This is a genomic window from Oceanobacillus chungangensis (genome assembly GCF_003369565.1).
Lineage (GTDB): Bacteria > Bacillota > Bacilli > Bacillales > Amphibacillaceae > Oceanobacillus > Oceanobacillus chungangensis.
This window is the reverse complement of the sequence record NZ_PIOD01000006.1, coordinates 181,253-204,225: the sequence shown is the minus strand read 5'-3', so window position 1 is coordinate 204,225 and position 22,973 is coordinate 181,253. Positions and strand designations below refer to the sequence as shown.

General features: G+C 37.3%; 23 protein-coding genes, 1 other RNA gene and 2 riboswitches. Of the genes, 5 read left to right on the top strand and 19 right to left on the bottom strand.

The window, feature by feature from the left end; all coding sequences use genetic code 11:
• Positions 1–126: 126 nt before the first annotated feature.
• Positions 127–585: a GNAT family N-acetyltransferase gene (locus tag CWR45_RS07085; RefSeq protein ID WP_115749164.1), complete on the top strand. Its 459-nt coding sequence runs from the start codon at positions 127–129 to the stop codon at positions 583–585.
• 121 nt (positions 586–706) lie between these two features.
• Here CWR45_RS07085 and CWR45_RS07080 read toward each other — a convergent pair whose 3' ends face one another.
• Together CWR45_RS07080 and CWR45_RS07075 are read right to left on the bottom strand one after the other, a co-directional pair.
• On the bottom strand, positions 707–1,837 hold the full coding sequence (locus tag CWR45_RS07080) for an NADH-dependent flavin oxidoreductase (RefSeq protein ID WP_115749163.1): 1,131 nt from the start codon (positions 1,835–1,837) through the stop codon (positions 707–709).
• A gap of 31 nt (positions 1,838–1,868) precedes the next feature.
• A complete protein-coding gene (locus CWR45_RS07075) occupies positions 1,869–2,624 on the bottom strand; it encodes an IclR family transcriptional regulator (RefSeq protein WP_115749162.1) in 756 nt (251 codons plus the stop codon).
• A 155-nt stretch (positions 2,625–2,779) separates the two neighbouring features.
• Between CWR45_RS07075 and CWR45_RS07070 the strand changes: the two genes are divergently transcribed.
• Positions 2,780–3,721, top strand: a complete 942-nt coding sequence (locus tag CWR45_RS07070; protein WP_115749161.1) for an aldo/keto reductase — start codon at positions 2,780–2,782, stop codon at positions 3,719–3,721.
• A 133-nt stretch (positions 3,722–3,854) separates the two neighbouring features.
• Here the strand turns inward: CWR45_RS07070 and CWR45_RS07065 are convergent, their stop codons facing one another.
• The 6 genes from CWR45_RS07065 to CWR45_RS07040 form a co-directional block, all read right to left on the bottom strand.
• Positions 3,855–5,141, bottom strand: a complete 1,287-nt coding sequence (locus CWR45_RS07065) for a nucleobase:cation symporter-2 family protein (RefSeq protein ID WP_115749160.1) — start codon at positions 5,139–5,141, stop codon at positions 3,855–3,857.
• On the bottom strand, positions 5,138–5,722 hold the full coding sequence (locus CWR45_RS07060; RefSeq protein WP_115749159.1) for a xanthine phosphoribosyltransferase: 585 nt from the start codon (positions 5,720–5,722) through the stop codon (positions 5,138–5,140). The genes CWR45_RS07065 and CWR45_RS07060 overlap by 4 nt, the downstream gene beginning before the upstream one ends.
• A gap of 140 nt (positions 5,723–5,862) precedes the next feature.
• Positions 5,863–5,964, bottom strand: a riboswitch (purine riboswitch).
• A 139-nt stretch (positions 5,965–6,103) separates the two neighbouring features.
• Entirely contained in the window at positions 6,104–6,475 is a 372-nt protein-coding gene (locus CWR45_RS07055) for a VOC family protein (protein WP_115749158.1), read from the bottom strand.
• A 163-nt stretch (positions 6,476–6,638) separates the two neighbouring features.
• Positions 6,639–6,825: non-coding RNA, 6S RNA (gene ssrS / locus CWR45_RS07050), on the bottom strand.
• 73 nt (positions 6,826–6,898) lie between these two features.
• Entirely contained in the window at positions 6,899–7,039 is a 141-nt protein-coding gene (gene sspL, locus CWR45_RS07045) for a small, acid-soluble spore protein L (RefSeq protein WP_245975370.1), read from the bottom strand.
• Between the two features lie 544 nt (positions 7,040–7,583).
• The gene (locus CWR45_RS07040; RefSeq protein ID WP_211315943.1) at positions 7,584–9,188 is read right to left on the bottom strand and encodes an acyl-CoA synthetase; all 1,605 of its coding nucleotides are present in this window, start codon (positions 9,186–9,188) and stop codon (positions 7,584–7,586) included.
• Between the two features lie 262 nt (positions 9,189–9,450).
• On the opposite strand from CWR45_RS07040, the gene CWR45_RS19765 reads away from it, so the two are divergent.
• Positions 9,451–9,615: a hypothetical protein gene (locus CWR45_RS19765; RefSeq protein ID WP_170138813.1), complete on the top strand. Its 165-nt coding sequence runs from the start codon at positions 9,451–9,453 to the stop codon at positions 9,613–9,615.
• 60 nt (positions 9,616–9,675) lie between these two features.
• Here the strand turns inward: CWR45_RS19765 and CWR45_RS07035 are convergent, their stop codons facing one another.
• From CWR45_RS07035 to CWR45_RS06985, 11 genes are all read right to left on the bottom strand, one after another.
• On the bottom strand, positions 9,676–10,290 hold the full coding sequence (locus CWR45_RS07035; RefSeq protein ID WP_115749156.1) for a 3'-5' exonuclease: 615 nt from the start codon (positions 10,288–10,290) through the stop codon (positions 9,676–9,678).
• 55 nt (positions 10,291–10,345) lie between these two features.
• Positions 10,346–11,287 carry a nucleoside hydrolase gene (locus CWR45_RS07030; RefSeq protein WP_115749155.1) on the bottom strand — a complete coding sequence of 314 codons (942 nt, stop codon included), beginning with the start codon at positions 11,285–11,287 and terminating at the stop codon, positions 10,346–10,348.
• Between the two features lie 15 nt (positions 11,288–11,302).
• Positions 11,303–12,190, bottom strand: coding sequence for a ribokinase (gene rbsK / locus CWR45_RS07025; RefSeq protein WP_115749154.1), 888 nt, complete (start codon positions 12,188–12,190; stop codon positions 11,303–11,305).
• A 31-nt stretch (positions 12,191–12,221) separates the two neighbouring features.
• A complete protein-coding gene (locus CWR45_RS07020) occupies positions 12,222–13,160 on the bottom strand; it encodes an MBL fold metallo-hydrolase (RefSeq protein WP_115749153.1) in 939 nt (312 codons plus the stop codon).
• A 295-nt stretch (positions 13,161–13,455) separates the two neighbouring features.
• On the bottom strand, positions 13,456–14,523 hold the full coding sequence (locus CWR45_RS07015; RefSeq protein ID WP_170138812.1) for a hypothetical protein: 1,068 nt from the start codon (positions 14,521–14,523) through the stop codon (positions 13,456–13,458).
• Between the two features lie 86 nt (positions 14,524–14,609).
• Positions 14,610–15,968 carry a sensor histidine kinase gene (locus tag CWR45_RS07010; RefSeq protein WP_115749151.1) on the bottom strand — a complete coding sequence of 453 codons (1,359 nt, stop codon included), beginning with the start codon at positions 15,966–15,968 and terminating at the stop codon, positions 14,610–14,612.
• On the bottom strand, positions 15,965–16,639 hold the full coding sequence (locus CWR45_RS07005) for a response regulator transcription factor (protein WP_115749150.1): 675 nt from the start codon (positions 16,637–16,639) through the stop codon (positions 15,965–15,967). Before CWR45_RS07005 ends, CWR45_RS07010 begins: the two co-directional genes overlap by 4 nt.
• Before the next feature lie 396 nt (positions 16,640–17,035).
• Complete coding sequence (locus CWR45_RS07000; protein WP_170138811.1) at positions 17,036–17,719, bottom strand: DUF3995 domain-containing protein; 684 nt, start codon at positions 17,717–17,719, stop codon at positions 17,036–17,038.
• A 285-nt stretch (positions 17,720–18,004) separates the two neighbouring features.
• Complete coding sequence (locus CWR45_RS06995) at positions 18,005–18,754, bottom strand: amino acid ABC transporter ATP-binding protein (RefSeq protein WP_115749325.1); 750 nt, start codon at positions 18,752–18,754, stop codon at positions 18,005–18,007.
• A 14-nt stretch (positions 18,755–18,768) separates the two neighbouring features.
• Positions 18,769–19,473 (bottom strand): amino acid ABC transporter permease, encoded by a 705-nt coding sequence (locus tag CWR45_RS06990; RefSeq protein WP_115749149.1) that lies wholly within the window; start codon positions 19,471–19,473, stop codon positions 18,769–18,771.
• Positions 19,457–20,281: an amino acid ABC transporter substrate-binding protein gene (locus tag CWR45_RS06985; RefSeq protein WP_115749148.1), complete on the bottom strand. Its 825-nt coding sequence runs from the start codon at positions 20,279–20,281 to the stop codon at positions 19,457–19,459. Before CWR45_RS06985 ends, CWR45_RS06990 begins: the two co-directional genes overlap by 17 nt.
• Positions 20,282–20,545: 264 nt before the next feature.
• Positions 20,546–20,647: riboswitch (SAM riboswitch) on the top strand.
• Positions 20,648–20,748: 101 nt separating this feature from the next.
• Here CWR45_RS06985 and CWR45_RS06980 point away from each other — a divergent pair.
• Positions 20,749–21,501, top strand: a complete 753-nt coding sequence (locus tag CWR45_RS06980) for a cyclase family protein (RefSeq protein ID WP_115749147.1) — start codon at positions 20,749–20,751, stop codon at positions 21,499–21,501.
• Positions 21,502–21,814: 313 nt separating this feature from the next.
• Positions 21,815–22,915, top strand: a complete 1,101-nt coding sequence (locus CWR45_RS06970) for a 5-methyltetrahydropteroyltriglutamate--homocysteine S-methyltransferase (RefSeq protein WP_115749145.1) — start codon at positions 21,815–21,817, stop codon at positions 22,913–22,915.
• Positions 22,916–22,973: the final 58 nt, after the last annotated feature.

Sequence of the window (22,973 nt, the reverse complement as noted above, 5' to 3'; positions counted from 1 at the left end):
TCTTCTTCCGAAGGAGCTGAAGCGTTGCCCGCGGAAAGCGACTGTCCGCAGTGGAAATCAACACTGCGCCAAGTTCGTAGTTTATCTAAATAACGACTAATAATATGAAAGAAACGGGGAAGATTGATGCCTAACAATATCGAGATTAAAGCTGTAACAAATGATAATTTTTTCGAATGTATAAATCTTGAAGTTGCCGAAAGTCAAAAATCATTTGTAGCGAGTAATGTATTTACGATTGCACAGTCATATGTAGATAAAACACTTGTCCCTTATGCTATTTATGATAAGAATACAGTAGTAGGACTAGCTGCACTGGAATATAATTCAGTTGATAAACATTGGATCACCCGTTTTATGATAGGTGAGAAATTTCAAGGTAAAGGTTATGGAAGACAAGCAATGCAGGAAATAATCGAGTTACAGGCTAAGCACGATGACTGTGACCGTATTCGTCTATCTGTCGTACCTGAAAATAATGGTGCAATAACATTCTATGAAAAGTCAGGCTTTGCCATGACAGATGAAGTAATTGATGGCGAGTTAGTGATGGAATTACTATTGGACAAGAAAATTTTCGCATAAAAAAATGGAAGAGCTCATTTTTTCGCTCTTCCATTCATAACCTAGGACAATTAGATTGCTTATCACTCAAAGCATTTAAAACTATCTCTGAATAGGTACTGTAGATTGATAAAGGTTATCCCTATCTTACAACCTGAAACCATCCCTCTACCTCTAAAATTAATTTCCATAATGGTGTTGGAATAACCGCTTTATGTTGGTCATCGAAGGTTAATTCATGACGAATCGTGTCTTCTTCATTTTGTTGAGTCTTTTCAACCCAATCTGGATCAACGACAAGCGCTCTTCCAAGTGCGACAAAGTCTGTTTTTCCTTCCTTCATTACAAGAGCTGCATCATCAGGTGTATGAATACTGCCAACACCAATGACTGGTACACGCTGATTGATGTATTCTGCAATTAATTCTGTACGTGATTTTTCACTTTCAATTCCTCTACGTGGCTTAGCCCAAGCATTCGTTGTCGCGATATGAATATAGTCGATATCCGCTTTAATTAATTCATCTAGTAACCCAAAAGTCTCTTTCATCGTGATTCCTGGTGTTTCAGGTTCTTCCGGTGAAAAGCGATAGCCGATTAAAAACGGTTTTGTTGCATGTTTTTTAATAACACGCTTCACTTCATCTATTAGTTTTATTGCAAATAAATAGCGATTTTGAAACTCATCAGTTCGTTGGTTAGAATGTGGTGAAACAAACTGTTGAAGTAAATACCCTGTTGCACCGTGCAATTCTACTCCGTCAAACCCTGCTTCAATTGCACGACGTGTTGCTTCCCCAAAGTCGTTTATTATTTCATATACTTCTTCAGTTGTTAAAGCTTCTGGTGTTTGCTGCACACTATAAAATCCACGGTCTCCAAGTGGAGCTACTGCACTAGCACTTACTGTTGCACCATTCGGTATAAGTCTTGGCACTGCTAAACGACCACCATGATAAATCTGAACAATTCCTTTTGCTCCACCAGCGTGAATGACTTCCGCAAGCTTTGATAAACCACTAATTGTACCGTCATGGTCAATTCCCATTTGACCATCAAATCCCTTTCCATTCATAGATACATATGCACAAGCCGTAATGATCGTCCCTACGCCTTTTGCACGCTTTTGGTAATATTCAAGTTCTTCTTGTGAGACATAATCATTCCCATCTGCAGAAAATGTAGTCATTGGTGCCATCATCAGACGATTTTTTACGCGAACACCACTTTTAAATGTATAATCCTGAAATAAAGCTGTATTATTACTTTTCATAATATCCTCCGATAATTGTTATTTCATTAATTTATTTTATATTGACTATAGTTTCTATTTCTTTTGTAATGGCTTTGCTTCCTGTATTTAATTTTGAAATAATCTGCTTGATATTGCCCCGCGAAATTTGTACAGCTGGTGCTGCTATCGCTAAGGCTGCAACTACTTCCTGGTTGCGAAACACTGGAACTGCTAAGCAACGGATTCCAACTATCCTCTCTTCATCATCGAATGCATAGCCTTCTTGACCTATGGCTTTTAAATGATAGCGAAATAATTGTGAGTCTTGGAAAGTATTTTTTGTTGCACGTTCCAGTGACAATTTATCTAGTATGGATTCTAACGATTCTTCATCTAAATTAGCTAGGATAACTTTTCCTAAAGCGGATTGATGTAGTTTTGAACGGTTTCCGATTTCTTCGTCTGCTGACTCTTGAAATGGAGAATGTAATACTTGCGTCATGACAAGATCGGTTCCATCAACTTTTCCTATATAGGTACTCATTTGTAATTTTTTGGCTAATTGATATATCGAACGTAATGAAGCCCATTCCATTTCTGAATGTTTTTCAAAGCTGTCGAGAAACATTTTATGATTTATTAAATATTGTGTTTGAATTTTATATACATAATCCATTTCTTCTAACGTTGTTAGTAATCGAAATGCTGTAGATTTGCTTAAGCTCAGTTCATCCATTACTTGCCTTAACGTAATGCCTTTACTTCGCTTTACTAATTCTAAAACAAGAAGCCCTTTTTTAAGTGTCGATACTTCATTTTGTGCCATTTAATCACCTCAGTCTCTTAATATTATAGTTGTTTTACTTTTTTGTCTCAAAATTAACAAATTGAGTTTCACTATATGAAACTCATTCCGCGAAATTTGTTCATTTGATTTTGAAGAATTAAGATTAGGCTAATTTAATTTAAGGAGGTAAAAACATGAAATATACAGCATTAAAAAAATCAAATATAGAAGTTTCAACTATAGGTCTTGGAACAAATGCAGTTGGTGGACATAATCTATTTCAAAACTTAAATGAAGCAGATGGGAAAGCCTTTGTAAGAGAAGCGCTAAACTTAGGAGTAAACTTTATTGATACTGCAGATATTTATGGTCTTGGACGTTCTGAAGAGTTAGTCGGTGAAGTTGTAAAAGAATTTAATCGGGATGACGTTGTAATAGCAACAAAGGGTGCGCAGCATTGGTATGAGGATGGCACTGTAAAGACAGATAACCGACCAGAATATTTACGAGAAGCAGTTGAAAAAAGTTTACAAAGATTGCAATTAGATTATTTGGACTTGTATTATTTACACTTCCCAGACGGGGAAACATCGTTTGCCGAATCAATTGGGGAACTAGTTCGTTTAAAAGAAGAAGGAAAAATTCGTGCAATTGGGATTTCAAATGTTTCGCTTGACCAATTAAAAGAGGCTAACAAGAATGGTGATATTTCTGTCTTACAATCCCCTTATAATATGTTAGATCGTTCAGCTGAAACAGAATTATTACCATATTGTGTAGAAAATAACATTTCCTTTATACCTTATGGTCCATTATCATTTGGATTACTTAGTGGTACGTTCACAAAAGAGTCTACATTGGATTCACTAGATTGGCGCCAATCACTCCCTTTATTCCAAGGCGAGCAATTCCAGCAAGCAATTAAAACGGTCGACAAATTAAAAGAATTTGCTAACCAAAAAGAAACATCTCTTCCTAACCTCGCACTAGCTTGGTTGCTTGCACAAGATGGTGTTGATGCAGTTATTCCTGGTGGCAAACGAAAAGAACGCATACGTGAAAACGTTCAAGCAAGCGACATTAATTTATCTAAGGATGAATTAAACATCATAGAGGATATTTTGAGCAACAACTAAGAAGGTCACTGATAAGGTGTCGATGCAGCAGATTTTAGCGTGTTTGCTGCGGATATCAGCTTCTTTCTCCAATATTTCTGTATTTTCCCTTATATACCAAAAGAGCTCAGAATAAATCTGAGCCTTTTGGTGTCTATGCTTGTTTCTCTTTCAATAGAGGAACAGGCTTTTTAGAAGGTATCATATTAAATACGATATTCAAGGTGATTGCAGTTACACTTCCTGCAACAATTCCGTTACTTGTCAAAATTTGAATGCTTTGTGGTAATTGTACGAATAACTCGGGAACAACTGTTACACCAAGCCCCATTCCAACAGAACACGCGATAATCATTGAGTTACCTGGTGATTTAGAAATCTCACTGCTTAACATTTTAATTCCTTGTGAGATAACCATTCCGAACATGGCAACCATTGCCCCACCTAATACAGATGTCGGAATAATTGTTGTTAAAGCAGCAATTTTCGGTACTAACCCTAACCCAATTAACATGAATGCTGCAACAAAAATTACTTTACGTGATTTAACTCCACTCATTTGCATTAAACCGACATTTTGTGAAAATGCAGTGTATTGAAAGGCATTAAAAATTCCACCAAATAATATGGCAAGTCCTTCTGCACGATAACCTTTAACTAAGTCATTTTCCATCAATTTCTTTTCGGTTATATCACTTACTGCAAAATATACACCTGTTGATTCAACAAGTGACACCATTGCTACTAAAATCATCGTAATAATTGCAGACCATTCGAATGTCGGAGTTCCAAAATAAAACGGTTGAATCATATGGAAATACGATGCATCTGCTACCGCATCAAAGTGTACTTTACCCATGAAGGTTGCCGCAATCGTTCCAGAAACAAGGCCAAGTAAAATAGAAATCGATCGCATAAATCCTTTTGAAAATCGGTATATCAGAACGATAAAGATTAATGTACCAAAGCCTAATGAAATATTAGTTAATGAACCGAAATCACTCGCACCTTGTCCACCACCTAAATTATTTATTGCAACAGGTATTAATGTAATTCCGATCGTTGTAACAACTGTACCAGTTACAATTGGCGGGAAAAATCGAACAAGCTTGCCAAAAAAAGCAGCAATAACAACAATGAATATACCAGATGCGATAATCGCACCGTATATTGCAGAAATTCCGTACTGTCCACCAATCGCAATCATTGGACCAACTGCGGTAAACGTACATCCAAGTATAACCGGCAAGCCTATTCCAAAAAATCGGTTACTAACAACTTGTAAAAGTGTTGCAATCCCGCACATGAAAATATCGATTGCAACTAGATACGTTAATTGCTCTGCTGTAAGTCCTAATGCATCACCAACTATTAGTGGAACGAGAATTGCACCTGCATACATTGCGAATACATGTTGAAGTCCTAGTGCTGCTGTTTTCATCTAGAATTCTCCCCTTTAAATGTCACTATTCCGTCTGAAAGTGAGTCGATAATCGCTAATGATTCTACACGTATGCCACGCTCGCGAATTAGATTGCCGCCATTTTGAAAACCTTTTTCAATGACGATTCCAACTCCTGCTGCCGTTGCTCCCGCTTGCTCAACAATATCAATTAACCCTAGTGCAGCCTGTCCATTCGCAAGGAAATCGTCAATCACAAGCACGACATCATCGGATGTAATATAGGAATTTGCTATGGATATTTCATTGGTTTCATTTTTAGTGAAGGAATAGACCTTCGAAGAATACAACTGATCAACTAATGTAAGTGATTTTCGCTTTCTAGCAAATACGACCGGAACCCCTAAACTTAATCCTGCCATAACAGATGGTGCAATACCTGAAGATTCAATCGTTAGAATCTTGGTAATCCCTGCCTCTGCAAAAAGACCAGCAAATTCCTCTCCAATATATTTCATTAATTGTGGATCAATTTGGTGATTCAAAAAGGAATCAACCTTTAGGATAGAATCCGATAATACTTGTCCTTCTGTGATAATCTTCTGTTGTAATAAATTCATGCTTTTCCCCTTTCTACGCTTAGGGACAATAAAAAAGCCCCATAAACGTTCTCCATTCATACCATGAGGGGAGCAATGTTTCGAGACTTAAAATTCGAAATAAAACGAAAGAATTTTCCTATTTATAATAGAAAAAATCCAATCATTCCGTTGCTTCTCATAGTCGGCTCATTTAAGGTAAACCGGTAGAAACTTGCAGGCCATATCCCTGCGATTATATGAAAATATTATTCAATTTGAATGTTTATAGTATAGCACGGAATGTTTTATTTTCAATGAATAGAATTAAAAATAAAACATTCAAATAATTACAATAAAATTAGATTGTGTTCATTCATGATGATGTCTTCATTAATGTTAGAGAAGCTTGTTAAATCACTATCAATTTTGCCATTCTAAGAATTCAAGTCGGTTTCCAAATGGATCATTGATATAAATTCTACTTGCGTTGGGGAGTTTGTCATCTTCAGTGTATTTTACACCTTTTGTGCTTAAATATAGCTTCAACTCTTGCAAATTTTTCACACGAAATGCTGGATGCGCCTTCTTCGCAGGATCAAACGGCTCATCAATGCCAATGTGAAGCTGAATCTGTCCTGCTTGGAACCAAACTCCACCATTCTTTTGAAGCGAAGCCGGCTTTTGGACTTCTTGAAACCCTAATAACCCTCGATAAAATTCACGGGCTGTTTCCTCACTTCCTACTGGCGCTGCTAACTGTACATGGTCAATTGATTCAAACTGGAAAACCATATTACCCCTCCTCTTTAATTCAATCATATCCCAATTCACCAGATAAAAATAATAACATTTTCAAATCTGATTTCTGGTGATTTGCTTATAGGTTTAAATAGAAGTCTTTAATAACAGCAAAAAACCAGCCCCAATATAGAAGCTGGTTTAAATATAATATGTAGTACAGGCCACGGGTGCCGTATTATGATAATAAAAAGTTTTAAACCACCACTTCGCAAAGTGGGTGTTCGCAGAAACCTTCCTGTCTTCCGCTGCTTTGGCGGCCCAACATTCCAATTCCGATGTAAAACTCCCTATACATTCATTAGAGGTTAAAACTTAATTAAATACGTACATCGTAGCTTGTAGATATATATTACACCTAACTATACCATAAATCAATAGTAATGATTTACCATTTCCCTCTAGCTTTCTCAACAATTAAATCTTTGTATTTTTCTTCTTTGATCGTTGTTCGAGTTGAGACTTTGGCGCTTGATTCACCACATCTTCAGACAATCCTTGAGGATTCACGCTTGTGTTTACCCGTTTTTTACTCCAGTTATTATTTTTACTACTCACTACAAACACCTCCATTTATATTGTTTCTAAAATTAATCTTTATATTCCATCGCATAACTATATCCTTAATTTTCAATACTAATTCTATTTCGCAACTCTAATAATAGGATTAGAAGACATTGATTTTTTGATTTGTTAATGGAATTGGTAAGGAACAAAAGGGCAAGCCCCGTTTAGCGACGTACGGACTGCGCCCCGAAGTTTGGGGTGGTTCGACTTGTCGAACATTCCTTCGAGGAGATAAAGGAAACATGCCCCTTCACTCTAGGGGTATGTCGACGTTGGCGAATGCCCGATCTTAGTCGGCCTTCCTTAACTCCGAATCGATGTTGACTTTCACCACAAGGGTATAAGTGCGACTAAGCCTCATGTGTAACCAATCGGCAAGTCTTCTTTATCGTACGGAGGTGAGGGAAGTCTCGCTAGGAGCACGGGCGCTGGAGCTGGACGTGGCTATTCTTGGTAATTGAGTTATCCACAGCATCCAAATTGTATAGTTTCCTAAGCAGTAAAAAAGGGCTCTATTCTCAGCCCTTTTAACACCTTATCGTTTCCCAAAATTTTCATATCTGTCCCTCAATGAACGCTTCAATACCTTACCACTTGGATTCTTGGGCAGTACATCTGTAAATTGGACAAATTTTGGAACCTTAAATTTTGAGAGTTTTCCTTTACAAAATTCAATGATATCCTCTTCCATTAATGTAAATCCCTCTTTTGGAACAATAATTGCAGTAACTGCTTCAATCCAGTATGCATCTGGAATACTAATTACTGCAACCTCCGAAACACCTTCAATTCGATAAATCGCTTCTTCCACTTCCCTGCTTGAAACATTGACACCACCAGTATTTATCATATCCTTCTTCCGATCGACAATCGTAATATAACCCTCTTCATCCATCACACCTAAGTCACCACTGTGGAACCAACCTCCGCGAAACGCTTCCGCCGTTTTCTCAGGATCATGCAAATAACCCCTCATTGCGTGTGGTGTGCGGTGGACAATTTCTCCAATTTTCCCCCTTGGCAATTCATTATCATGATCATCAAAAATTTTCGTTTGTACATTTAGAATAGGCTGCCCTGCTGAGCCTAATTTAGTTAATTGGTCTTCTGGCTGTAATACCATTACTAGTGGTGCCACTTCGGTTTGACCATAACAATTCCATAGCTTCGCGTTTGGTAACCGCTTACTTAGTTCTTTAATAACTTCCATTGGCATAATTGCCGCACCATAATAACATTTTCTTAACGTCGATAAATCACGTTTATCAAAATCTGGATGGCGTAGTAGTGCGATCCAAACCGTTGGAGGACAGAATAGTTGTGTTGCACCCTCTCGTTCAATCGTTTTCAAAATAAATTCGGGACTTGCTGATTGCAAAATAATTCCACTCGATCCTACGTAAACACTTGGACCTAGAAACACGTGCAGCTGTGCGCTATGATACAGCGGCAATGCATGAATCGCAATATCATCTTTATCAATCTTTGCATCGACAATCGTACTTACATATTCACTTATAATACTCTTATGGGTAAGCATTACCCCTTTAGGTCTTGATTCCGTTCCACTTGTATATAGCACTTGTGCCAAATCATCATCGAAAATTTCGATTTCAACTGGATCCGTCGACTGTCCATTACGAGCAGCAGCAAGGGCTGTCCATGAAGAAAGTTCGCCATCATCATTCGTTGATACATCCATCAGATAACGATAATTAATCTCCATTCTCCCTGCAACTGCATCTAGTACTGGAGCATATTCTTCAGATGCAATAAATCCAGTAACCTCTGCATGTTCTAAAATAAACTGAACATCTTCTTCGGTCAACATGTAATTTATCGGAATCATCACTGCACCAATACGTGCAAGCGCAAAATTAACAATTACAAAATCCAAACTATTTTTAGACATGACGGTAATCATATCACCTTTTTTCATGCCATCTAACAAAAATTTATTAGCAGTTTGATTTACCAAACCGTCCAATTCCTCATAATTTAAACGTTGTGTTTGATATGCAAAGGCGAACTTATCTGGCATACGATCCCTTGTCCTTGCTAATAAATCCCCAAGTGTATTTCTTCTCGCACGTTCCAGCAACTTACTCAATTCATTAGATACATTTGCATTTAAGTTCATTTTTTCCACTCCTTAGAAAACTTAGGTTTAATCCAAGGCTTCGGTGACAGCCTTAGTTGTATCTATGTAGTTAAGAAAGTTTTTATGCTTTCTTAACTACCAAATGAAATTAATGATGAGCATCATGCGGAATATTCTTTATTTTAGTTTATTTCAGATATACGTTCCAAGCAAGTAATATCTTTATCAACTATAAATATATATGGAAATAATTAAGAATCTGATATTATTAATACGATGACAACTACAAAGGGGATTACATATGGATAGTGGATATTTTGTAGGATGGGGCACATTAGCATTGATTAATGCAGGATTAGCACAGGGGAAAAACAGAAGTGGACTTAATTGGTTTCTTATATCATTATTTATCGGTCCGCTCGCAACGTTTATTCTGTTATTCGTTGAAAAAAAGTACAATGAATAAAACAAGTCCAGATTTTGTCTATCTGGACTTGTTTTATTTTGCACCTTATTACTTCAGCAATTATTTTAAGAAAATCTTACTGCTATGCTTCGCTCGATTTACTTTTGGCGGATAATATCCATGCTCATAAATTCTTCCCATTTTCATGTTGCAATTCTCCAGAAGTTTATCCACCCTATTCGTTTGATATTCTTCCATCGCTTTCATGAACACTTTTGCAGCGACTCGCGCATCTTCTAGTGCATGATGATGTTCAAATATAATCCCATGATGTGCTGCAAGTGTGTTTAATTTATGGTTTTCTAGCTGTGGCCAGGTCTTTTGTGATATCTTTACCGTACACAAATAGTCCATCTCAGGATATAGTAACCCAAAATGATCTAGTGTACTCCTAAGTACACTCATATCAAAACTGGCGTTATGGGCTATTACTAGGTTATCATTTAAGTATTTCTTTAAGCTTGGCCAAATTTCTGCAAATGTTGGCGCATTTTCAACATCTCGTTCCGTAATTCCATGCACATAAATATTATTAGAATTAAACGGCATTAATGGGTTAATCAAGCTGTAAAATTCTTCAATAATTTCCTTATCGTTTGCAACGACAACACCAATTGCACATGGACTATATCGTTTTTCATTTGCTGTTTCAAAATCAATTGATATATAATTCATCTTCTAACCTTCTCCTTATTTTTACAAAATAAGTGGACGAGATATGACATTCAATCTAGTTATTAGTGTTCTTTAATGTCTTAATAAACATGGAAATAAAACGTTCTGAGTCAACTTCTAGACAAATTTCAACGTTAGGCTCTTTCCCCCATAAATTCCCAAAATCACAGATCGTTTGTCCATAGCTTAATTCACTTTTCGTTTCTACATCAACAAAGTAGCTTGCTGTTTTCACGAGAGTCGGGTCTAATACAACTCCAACCGTTAATGGATCATGAAGTGCACACCCGTTTATTCCATAATTTTCTTCACTATACTTGCGATATACTGCCGTACATTCTTTAACAAAATCATAGTAATGTGTTCCTTTTAATTTTTCTATATCCTTACTAGTAATAATTGTCTTCTTCGTTACATCTAAGCTTACTAGTTTTAATGGAATACCAGAATGAAAAACTATTTTCGCTGCTTCGGCATCCGCATAAATATTAAATTCAGATGTAGGTAATGTATTTCCTTTTCCTGCTTCAGAAACAAGCCCACCCATTACAACTACTTGTTTGACCCACGTTGCTAACAGCGGTTCTTTACGAATTGCTAACGCTAGATTTGTTAAGGGCCCGACCATAATAAGGGTCAATTCGCCCTGGTGTCGTTTTGCCTGTTCAATGATAAAATCTGGAGCGAATATATCTGGAACATCTTCCGTATCCACTTCAACCGACTTTAATGCACCACCCATTCCATCATCTCCATGTACACTATATTCATGAAATGGCTCTATCAAAATAGGACGATTAGCGCCTTTATAAACATTAATTGATTCCTTTCCAGCATGTTTCAATACTTTCTTCGTATTTTTAATCACATAATCCAGCGGAACATTTCCATTTACAGTTGTGATTCCTAATAAGTCCAGTTTTCCACTTTCGACTGCAAGCAAAATTGCGAGTGCATCATCTATACCGGTATCTACATCGAGAATAATCTTTTCCATCTTATTCTTCCTTATCTATTCGTTATTTTCTATAAATCGTTTAACTTCTTCATCGGTAGGCATCCCGCTCTGTGCACCAAGTTTGGTTACAGAGAGAGCGGCCGCTGCATTTGCATAGTAAACAGCATCTGCAAGTGAGGCTCCTCCTCCTAGCCGAGCTGCTAGCGCACCATTAAATGTATCTCCTGCACCAGTAGTATCTGCCACCTTGACATTATGACTTTTCACTACTTTCGACTTGCCATTTTCAAAAAATTGAACCCCTTCCGCACCTTTTGTAAGGATAATCTTTTCTCGAATAGAATCTGAGAGCGATTCCTGCTCCATTGCTTCAAGTTCAATTTCATTCGGCGTTAAAAATGTACATCCACTCAATATTTTATCCGGCAATACTTGATATGGCGCAGGATTTACAATAACAGGCACATCATATTCGTTCGCAATTTCAATCGTCCGTACAATGGATTCAATCGGTGTTTCAAGTTGAACTAATACAATATCACTATGACGGATTTGCTCCTGATATTGATCAACTAATTCAAGTGTAACATATGCGTTTGCTCCTGATGCAACGATTATGCGATTATCATGATCCGACATAATAATGCTGGCAACACCTGTTGCAACATCAGAAATCTTACTTATTCCCTCTACATTAATCCCTTCTCGTGAAAGGTTTTCCAACAGCGAGTCGCCGAAAGTATCGGCTCCTACTGCACCTATCATTGTTACATTCGCACCAAGTCTTGCAGCTGCCACGGCTTGATTGGCTCCTTTACCACCCGGATAAGTTTCAAAAACCTCACCAATTACCGTTTCACCTTGCTTCGGTATTTTCTTTGTTGTTATCGTTAAATCCATATTCAAGCTTCCAACTACACAAACTGTCGGGATTTTTTGCATCCTAAACCCACCTTATATGTAAAAATTAATATTACTTTTCATTGCTCGCATGGAATAAAACCTTCCCATTTATTTCTTCTCGATGTACCTTTCCGATTGATTCCAGGTAAATTAATCGGGTTAGACAGGACATAAATGGACTGAGGTATATGATTATGTTTAGGGTTTCATATATTTCCATACATATATCATAAGCAGTTTTCCCTTCCTGTTTAACCAATTGGAATACTTGCTCTAAACGTTGTTGATGGCGTTCTTGCAGTTCCCCAACCCGCTCAGACAAATTATAGATTAGTTCCCCATGACCCGGTAATGCAATGTCTGTCGGATAATCTCTTATCAGATCTAGAGAATTACGATATTCCTTTAATGGATTTGTTTCAACCCCAGACCATAGTCCAATAACTGGTGAAATTTCCTTTAACACATGATCACCAATAACCATTATCCTTTTTTCCTGATTATAAAAGCAGTAATGATCTGGAGCATGTCCTGGTGTCCAAATGGCTTCATACATTTCATTTCCAAGCATAATCCGCTCATGTTTATCAAAAAAACCATCCGGTTCAAAATCATAAATAAAGGACTGATTTCGCATATTTTCTGGAATACCAGGTGCTCCATGTGCGAGTAGTAAAGCTTTAAAATCTTCTACAAATTTCGGCCTACGATTAAGCTTCATCTCCTCGTAGCCCAATTTAGAGACAATCACTGGAACATGCATTTGTTCTTGAAACCACTTGGCGATCCCAATATGATCTTGATGTGTATGTGTCAAAACTACTTTTTCAACTTTTATTCCATTTGTGAGAACCTGTTTCCATATTTCGATTGCTTGATCTGAATAGACGCCTGTATCTACTATCGTATAGCCATTCTTACCCTTAAACAAATAACTATTTAATTCTCCCATACCACCTGGAAATTGGATTACTAGTTTATCAATATTTTCTGTAACATTAATCAGCATCATATTTCCTCTTTTCTATTTTACCACGCATTTAAGAACCTTTATTATCTACTCAATTCTACCAAATATTTTAACTTTAGTTTTGGAGAATGCAAGATTTTATAACTATTAAATATTAGTTTGAAAAAAGTTACGTAATAAAACAGAACAACATTTTTTTGGAGAAGGCCTTAGCTGACTTATGCAGATAGAAAGCTTAAAACCTTCTATCTGCATTGGTATTTTACATTATCTGAAAATCTAGCCATTTAAATAAGAGGTAGAAACTCCAATCGATTACATCCTCTTGTCGTCACTATTCATTTCTACCACAGTAATCACATTGCCCGCGCCGTCGGTAATAATAGGAAATCGTACTAAGTCCTAAAGCAACTCCCCAGGGCATCCATAAAAGCATTGGGCCAATTGTTCCGGCAATTTCACTTAAAACCATTCCTTCAGCCGGAACAAACTGGAGTGCTACCGCCAAAAAGCCAAATGCAAATATAAAACCAGCAGATGTCAATGCAATTGCTACTATGGATGCAGGAATAACTGCAATTAGAATTGGTACTCTTTTGCCTCCTATGAGAGGAAACCAATTTGGAACGACTTCTCCCCATTTCTGAATTAATCCAAGTGTTAAAAGTCCACCACCAACACATAATCCTCCAAAGACCCATTCCGTTACAGTTGCCATTGGATTCACTTTTGCAAAATCCTCCAGCATTTGTCGCTCCACACCCAGAGGTATCCCTAATGCCCAGGAAAATCTTGTTATCGCATATGGCAGTGGCGCAATAGCCGCGGCATAGGTTAGCCACTTCGCCCATCTTATTAAAACAAATGGTTTGCCATTTTCCTTTCTTCCACAATCCCTGCAAGCATTCCGCACTTTACGCTGGTAGGCAATGACGGAAAAAAACCATAATAAACCGCCAATCACACAAATTACTTGATTCAAAATCTGCCAGCTATAGGGAAACTTAAACAAGAAAGCATAAGCCATGGAAGCAATTAATCTATAATCAGGGATAAACAGAAGCAAGAATACAGCAAACCCCCAAGAAAAAAACAAGATGAACCGAGGAGACACGATTCTCCCCCACTGATTGAGCATTGCTAAACTAAAAAATATTCCCAGCATACAAAGTACACAAAAAATAGCACTGCCTGCTTGAACCGGCAAATAGGTGACTAAAGCTGAAAAGACCCCTATTCTCTCATCCTGTATAAAAGGATATCCCTCCCCGGCTATTAACCAGTAAAAATTCATGATTCCATAGATTACGGACCAAAATAAAGCTGCATACCCAATCCAGGAATACCACTTTATCATTTGTTTCCCCCGTTTGTTTTCTAATTTTTGATTACCTATCTTCATTTGAACACAATCCTTTCTATATGTTATTAATAAAAAGGATATACTCCAAAGATGTTCATTAAGGTGACCTCAAGTTAAAGATCTGTTTAAGTTTGTTTACCGCCAACATAAATGCAGGTTCCCGTTGAAGATGTGGAAATGTCCAATTCTAATCTCATTTCCTTCATCATGAGCGAAACGATGGAGAGTCCAATTCCAGCCCCCTTATTCTCTGATTCATATTCAAACCCTTCTCCCCTGTCCTTAATAACAATGAGGGTGGATCCTTGGCGTTCCATTGTTTTTATTCCAATATACCGTCCTGAACGTGCATGCCTGATGACATTTTGAATGACGTTATCCAAAATACTTTTAAACCAAATAGAGTCTACCTTCCATATTAGCGGTTTTTCAGGTAAATCAATATCGATTGTAAACCGATGCTCTTCTAATATCGGATACCATTCCGCAATAGCTTTTCGGACCTCATCTAATACATCGGTTTCTTTCTTATCGATTGGATGTTTACCAGCCGAAAGTAATGTATAGGAAAGAAGATTGTTGATCATTTTATCCATATCCCCTAATTTGTTCTCTACAATTTGCATTGATTCTTTTCCTTTAGGGGATGAAGGGGCATGTTTTGCGGAATACACGTGCTGTCTCATGACGGTTAAAGGTGTCCGTAAATCATGAGATATATTTGCGATCAGCTGCTTTCTAAGATGTTCTTCCTTTTGCTCGCTCTTCCTGCTCCTCTTCAATTGGCTGACCATCTCGTTAAAAGCACCCTCCAGCCTGCCAATCTCGTCCAGTTTCTTAATCACTACCTCATCTGGAATTCCCTCATCGCCTGGGCGAGACATCGCTAACTCAAGCTTGATAAGTCGTTTACGTATGTTAATGAAAAAGAACCAAGAAATTACGAGAAAAGCTCCGCTTACGAATAGGAAAAATGCTATAAATAAATAGTCAATATCTAAACTGCCAATATTTGTTTTAGATAACGCCATCTGGAGGACCATTATCCCCTGATTCGGATCATTTCCTATTAATGCTATAGTAGTATATATATCTTGGGGTTCTCTATCTTGCAAAAACGTATCCACATAGAATTTTCTTTCTTCCATAAAATCAAGTGAATCGGCAAACGTCCAGTTTTCCGGAATATTGCTAAGCCTATCTCCAATAAATCTCGACTCTCCTTGTCCAGTTATCCAAAAAACCTCAGCACCGGGATACTTATTTTTAATAGACTGAAGACGATGGTCAATTACCTCTACTTCTTGACCATCTAATTCAGCAGCTGACCGTTTCCATAGTTCTTCCAATTCCTGCGTATCATATAATTTATTATGAAATAGAAAATTAGAAGAATAGTATACTGCTGGAATGAGAGGAATAAGTACGAGAGCAAATAGAATAAGCAATAAATATCTTGCCATTAGCGATTGTAGGATATTCATGATTTCATCCTATAACCAATACCACGAATTGTTTCAATGATTTGCGGTCGGCTTGTATCAATCTCAATCTTTTCACGTAAATGGCGAATGTGAACCATTAATGTTTTATCCCCTTCTATGTATGTGTCTTTCCACACTGCTTCGTATATTTGCCTTTTAGTTAATATTTGATTCAAATGGTCTAATAAATACATAAAGATATGAAATTGTTTCCCTGTTAACATGATGTCTTCCTTGGAAATTGTATTGACGATGCGATTTGCCTTCTGGTTGATTCGTAAATGCTTTACCTCGATAGTTTCTGGGGTAATAACACCCAACCGTCTTACTAGTACTTGAATCCGAGCAACTAACTCGTCAGGATGATACGGCTTTGTCATATAATCATCCGCTAGCTTAAGACCCTGCAGCTTATCTTCCATTGAAGTTCGGGCTGTTAGCATCAAGATCGGTGTATTAGGATATTTCTGCTTCAGACGCTGAGCGACGGTATATCCATCTAAACCTGGCAGCATAATGTCTAAAATAACGAGGTCGGTTTTTTCCATATATTTCATAACATCATTTCCAGAAGTAAGCCAAATAACTTCATATCCATAATCCGTTAGAAATCCACTTACCCATGTGCCGATTTCCTGGTCATCCTCTATATGCAGAATCGTTAACTTCATAAATTGGCCCCCCTTATTTATACTTCTCTTCACTGTCCCGAAAAACATATAAACACGGAATTGAGTTACCAAACTTATTATGCAAGGTAAAGTAAAACTTTAAGGGGAGGAAATATTCCTCCCCCTGCTGATTATTGTTATTTAAAAGAATCAGGTTACAATCCTTGATTCCTCGATTTCTATGATTTAAAAGTCTTACTGCCCGTTACATGCGCGATAAAACTTGGAAAACTGATCGTCACCAAGTTTTTGGGTGATGTTCTTAGTTGCACTTACTTGTTAAGACAGATTTTATACTTTCCTGACTGCCAAAAGAGGTGTTAAAAAATGAATTTTCAATCAATTATATTATAAGAGATATTACAAAAACCCGCAATTTCCTTTTTCACTCGAATCTTAAATTTTAAAGCTGATTAAATCAGAAAAACCAAAAATAATAGACGATGTAACGAGCGTAGATAAGAGGAAAACAATAATCAAAAATAGAACTGTACCCCACCTAAATATAGATTGTCGAATTCCAGAGGCCTGTGCATAATGAGCGGCAGTTAAACCTGACATCATACCCATAAAAATAAACCACGGTTCGTAAAATAATAAGTCCCATAATGCAAGTTTATCAACATTTACTTCTGCGAACACAGGGAAATCCATAGTAATAACATCGGATAATAGGAGCGCTTTTGTAATCATCCCACTCACTCCATGTGTAAGCAAAAAAGCAGTTGCTATGAGTGTAGGAGTCAATAATATAATTGGATGAATCTTTCTTCCACCAATAAATGGAATCTTTACTGGAATAATTCTGCTCCAAGGTTTTATAAGGGCAATCAACACGAATCCGCAAAACATTATTGCGAGACCTGCGATATAACTTGCCATATAAAGATTTGCAGGATCTTCCATTTTAATTGGCATACCAATTGTTCCACCAGCAGCATGATAAAACCGGACGAAAACGGCATACATAAAAGCAAATAAACAGCCAATATATGCGGGCCATACAGATGATTTTGTATAGCGTTCAAAGAAATTCATTCTTCTAGTTGCTGATACTTTATTGATATTTTCCTTCTGCATAAATATTACCTCCAATTTTTTATTATAGATTTCAAATAACCTCATTTTCATTCTATCTGCCGAAAGTTAAATGAAAGTGAGGTCATATTTAAATTCTGTTTAAATTGTATTGTCAGGAAAACTATTCGCCCATTATCCCATTAGAAAACATTGCATTGGCTTTAAGTTCGGCGAATTATCTTAGCTGCACTTATACTGCATTACCATAAATTTGAATCCTTGAAGTTTCCTATACAATAAAAAAACCAGTTCTCACTTATCATTGAGAACTGGATGAATAATAACTTATGCAGGATTCAATATCCGTTGTAAAAATTGCTTTGTACGTTCCTCTTTAGGTGATTTAAGAACTTGTTCTGGAGTCCCTTGTTCTACGATATAACCGCCATCCATAAATAGTACTTCGTCCGAAACTTCTGCAGCAAATTGCAGTTCATGGGTAACGATAACCATTGTCCAGTTATCTCTTGCAAGATCCTTAATTACCGTCAATACTTCGCCAATTAGTTCTGGGTCTAACGCAGAAGTAGGTTCATCAAACAACATCAATTCAGGCTCCATTGCTAATGCCCTTGCAATTCCAACACGTTGCTGTTGTCCACCAGATAATTGATGAGGATATAAATCCATCTTATCCTTTAGTCCAACTTTTTCTAATAGGCCCTCCGCTAATTCCTTCACTTCTGCTTTTTTACGCTTCTGAACGATAAGTGGTCCCTCTGTCACATTTTCAAACGCCGTCTTATGTGGAAAAAGATTATATGACTGAAAGACCATTCCAGATTTTTGTCTAAGCTTTAATATCTCTTGTTTGCTAATTTTCTTTTCAAAATCAAGCGACAGTCCGTCATTAAATGTAAAGATTCCTTTATCTGGCTCTTCCAGCGAGTTCAAACAACGAAGCAATGTTGTTTTTCCTGATCCAGACGGACCGATTATCGATAAAACCTTACCTTTTTCAATATTAACATCAATATCCTTTAATACTTGATTAGCTCCAAATGATTTAGCTAAACCTTGAATTGATAGAAACACCACTATTTCCCTCCTTATTTATCAACGTAACGATCAAGTCGCTTTTCAATTACGGTTTGTACTAGGGATAGAATAAAACAAATTACCCAATAAATAAGTGCCGCTTCTACATATAATAACAAAAAGTCATACGTTCTGGCAGCAATTTCCTGTGCTTTCCTAAATAGCTCCGCAACTAGAATTAACGATGCGAGTGAGGTGTCCTTTACCAAACTTATGAATGAATTCGATAATGGCGGCACCGAAACCCTCGTTGCTTGTGGCAAAATAATCCGCCTTAGTGCAGTCGTCCTAGACATGCCAATCGTTATTGCTGCTTCCCATTGCCCTTTTGGTACCGATAGAATAGAAGCGCGGATAATTTCCGATGCGTATGCACCGACATTTAGTGTAAAGGCAATAATAGCACTTGGAAATGGATCAATTGTTAAACCGATTGTTGGTAACCCGTAAAAAATTATAAATAATTGCACTAAAAGTGGTGTGCCACGAATTGCAGATACATAGACAACCGCTGGTGCATGCAATAGTTTTGATTTCGAAATGCGCATCATTGCTGTTAATAATGCTAATAATAATCCGAGAACAAAAGAGATTAATGTAAGCGGAATAGTGTATTGGATTGCACCCATTATCATCGGTAAAAGGGAGTTAACAAATAACTCCCAGCCCTCTGTATTTGCAGTGATTGTATATATCATATTACTTTGTAGATACATCTTCACCAAACCATTCTTCGGAGATTTGTGCTAATGTGCCGTCTTCCTTCATCGCTTCTAATTGCTCATTAATGGCATCCACTAGCTCTTCATTTCCTTTATTAAAGACAAAGGCCATATCTGAAGTGTCCTCAGCTTCTGCGACTATTTTGATTTCCTCATCACCAGTTTGTTTCACGTAATCCAAGAGAGCAAGCTTGTCATTTACTGTTACATCAGCACGTCCTTGTTTGATCAATTCTATTGCCTGTGCCAACCCTTCCACACCTACAAGTTCTGCACCATGTTCTTCTGCAATCGCACCATAATTGCTTGTCAACGATTGAGCTGAGTCCTTCCCTTCTAAATCTTCAAAAGAATTTATTTCCGTATTATCCTTTGGTACTACAACAACTGCAGACGAGTGTGTATATGGAATCGAAAAATCATAATTTGCTAAACGGTCTTCTTCAATACCAACTTGATTCGCGATTAAGTCAAAACGTTCTGAGTTTAGCCCAGCAAACATAGAATCCCATTGTGTTTCCTGATACTCTACTGTGACTCCCATACGTTTTGCCACTTCTTCAATTACTTCCACATCATAGCCCGTCAATTCGTCCTTCTCATTATGGAAGCTAAAAGGTGCATAGGTACCCTCAGTCCCAACAGTGAGCACTCCTTTATCCATAACTTGTTCATATAAATTTGCTGAACCATCTGTTGCATTTTCTGTATTGCTACCTTCTTTATTTTCAGCAGAACCACAAGCAGCTAATATTATTGCTAGAAACAATATCAATAGACCTAACATTAATTTATTCTTCATTTCTTTTACCTCCAAAAAAGTTTCTTTAAGAAATTTCAGTATACCTAATGGACAAAAATATGTAAATTTCTCTGCTCAGCGGAACTGTGTTACTAATTATTATTGACCTATTGTAGAACTTCATTCCGTAGTAAAACTCATCAGCTTATTGAAATTGGAATTGCAATTATCAAATATCCTTCAATTTTTAGAAAAATGATTATTTTCACTTGACATAGTTTAGGAACCATTGTAATCTATGTAATAACAATTTAATATGTATTTTTCTTATCCAGAGAGGTGGAGGGACTGGCCCATCGATACCTCGGCAACAGACTATATTCAGTACTGTGCCAATTCCAGAAGCAGAATGCTTGAAGATAAGAAGAGAAACTATTCACGGCGTTTAAACCTCTTCTTATTCTTTATAGAAGAGGTTTTTTTATTTTATCTTTCTTATTTGCTAAATATATTTAGGGGGTGCGGAATTGACAAAGACAAAGTCAGCAACTGAATTACAAAACGCAATTGAACTTCTAAAAGAAAAGAAATGGGTGGATTTAACCCATACATTTGGACCTGATTCTCCACATTTCTCAGCTTTTGAGGATGCAGAATTCCAAACACTTTTTAATCTTGATGATGGATTTTTCGCTCAGCGATTTAACTTTCCCGGGCAATATGGAACCCATTTGGATGCACCGATCCACTTTGTTCGTAACACAAGATATTTAGAAGAACTAGGATTAAAGGAATTAGTATTGCCTCTCGTTGTGATAGATAAATCAACTGCAGCTGAAGAAAATAATGATTATACGATTTCTGTAGACGACATTATACAATTCGAAAAGGAACATGGCAAAATCGAGTCTGAAACATTTGTTGCATTACGTACTGATTGGAGTAAGCGCTGGCCGGATAAAGAAGCATTTGATAATAAGGATGCAAATGGAAACAACCACTTTCCTGGTTGGGGATTAGATGCTTTGAAATTTTTATTCGAGGAAAGAAAAATAAGTGCAATTGGTCACGAAACCTTTGATACGGATTCCGCAATTGAATATCAAAAGAATGGCGCACTTTTAGGAGAATATTATGTGCTTGAGCAAGATACGTATCAAATCGAATTATTAGCAAACCTGGACCAGGTACCAACGAAAGGCTCAGTTATTTTCAATATCGTGCCGAAACCAGAGAAAGCATCAGGATTTCCAGTAAGATCATTTGCAATATTACCATAACAAAAGCGCAAGCGTCCGTTTAGCAACGTACGGACTGCACCCCGCAGTTTGGGGTGGTTCGAGTTGTCGAACATACCTTCGCAGGAGATAAAGGAAACATGCCCCTTCACTTTAGGGTATGCCGACGTTGGTGATGCCTGGTTTAGTCGGCCTTCCTTAATCGTAAGAGCCGATGTTAACTTATCGTACGGAGGTGAGGGAAGTCTCGCTAGGAGCACGGGCGCTGGAGCTGGGCGTGGCTAATCATGTCCAAAAAATTATAAAAGTAAACATTATAAAACATCATAAATTAAAATAGAAAGTAGGAATAGAAATGACAAAGACAATAGTAAAAGCACCATTCAGGGCAGATCACGTTGGGAGCTTACTGCGACCAGAGAGTATCCATAAAGCGAGAGCCGAATTTAATGAAGGAACAATTTCAGCAGAAACATTACGCGAGATTGAAACAAAGGAAATTAAGCGGATTGTTGATAAGCAAATTGAAATTGGCTTGGAGTTAGTAACGGATGGCGAATTTAGACGAAGATTTTGGCATACTGATTTCTTGGAACATCTACACGGGGTTGAGGGATATGTGCCTGAACATGGCTTTAAGTTCGTCGATGTGGAAACAGAGAAATATGACGTTCGCAATATAGGGAAAATCTCATTTAATCTTGACCATCCTCATGTTAAGGATTTTATCGAGTTTAAAGAAATCGTTGGGGAGAGAGCTGTAGCAAAACAAACAATTCCGAGTCCAAATCAATTATTTAATGCGGGAATTCGAAATGAATCTATTTATCCAGACATCGAAGAATATGCAAAAGACATTATTCAAACATATCGTGATGCAATTAAAGCTTTCTACAATGCAGGTTGCCGTTACTTACAACTAGATGATGTATATATTGCAGGACTAAGCTCACCTGATATTCCTTTTAATGATAGCAACTTATCACGAGAATACTTAATTGATTTAGCACTGCGTGTTATTAACGGTGTGCTGGAAGATAAGCCGGAAGATTTAGTTGTAACTACCCATCTATGCCGTGGAAATTATCAATCTACCTGGGCTTTTGAAGGTAGCTATGAAATAATTGCACCAACATTACTTGCGAAGGAAAAAGTCGATGGATTCTTCCTGGAGTATGATGATGAGCGTTCAGGCGATTTCAAACCTTTAGAGCATGTACCAAATGATGGTGCCCGTGTTGTTCTAGGTGTCGTTACTTCAAAAAATGGTGAATTAGAAGATAAAGAAGCAATTAAAGCACGAATTAAAGATGCAGCACAACATGTACCACATGAGCAATTATGCTTAAGCCCGCAATGCGGATTTGCGTCGACCCACCATGGTAATAAACTAACAGAAGAACAGCAATGGGAAAAACTGAAATATATTGTAGACCTTGCAAAGGAAGTTTGGTGATAATCGACTCAAATAACATGTCCCAAGGCTTGAACAATAGTCTTTCTGTAAGATCATC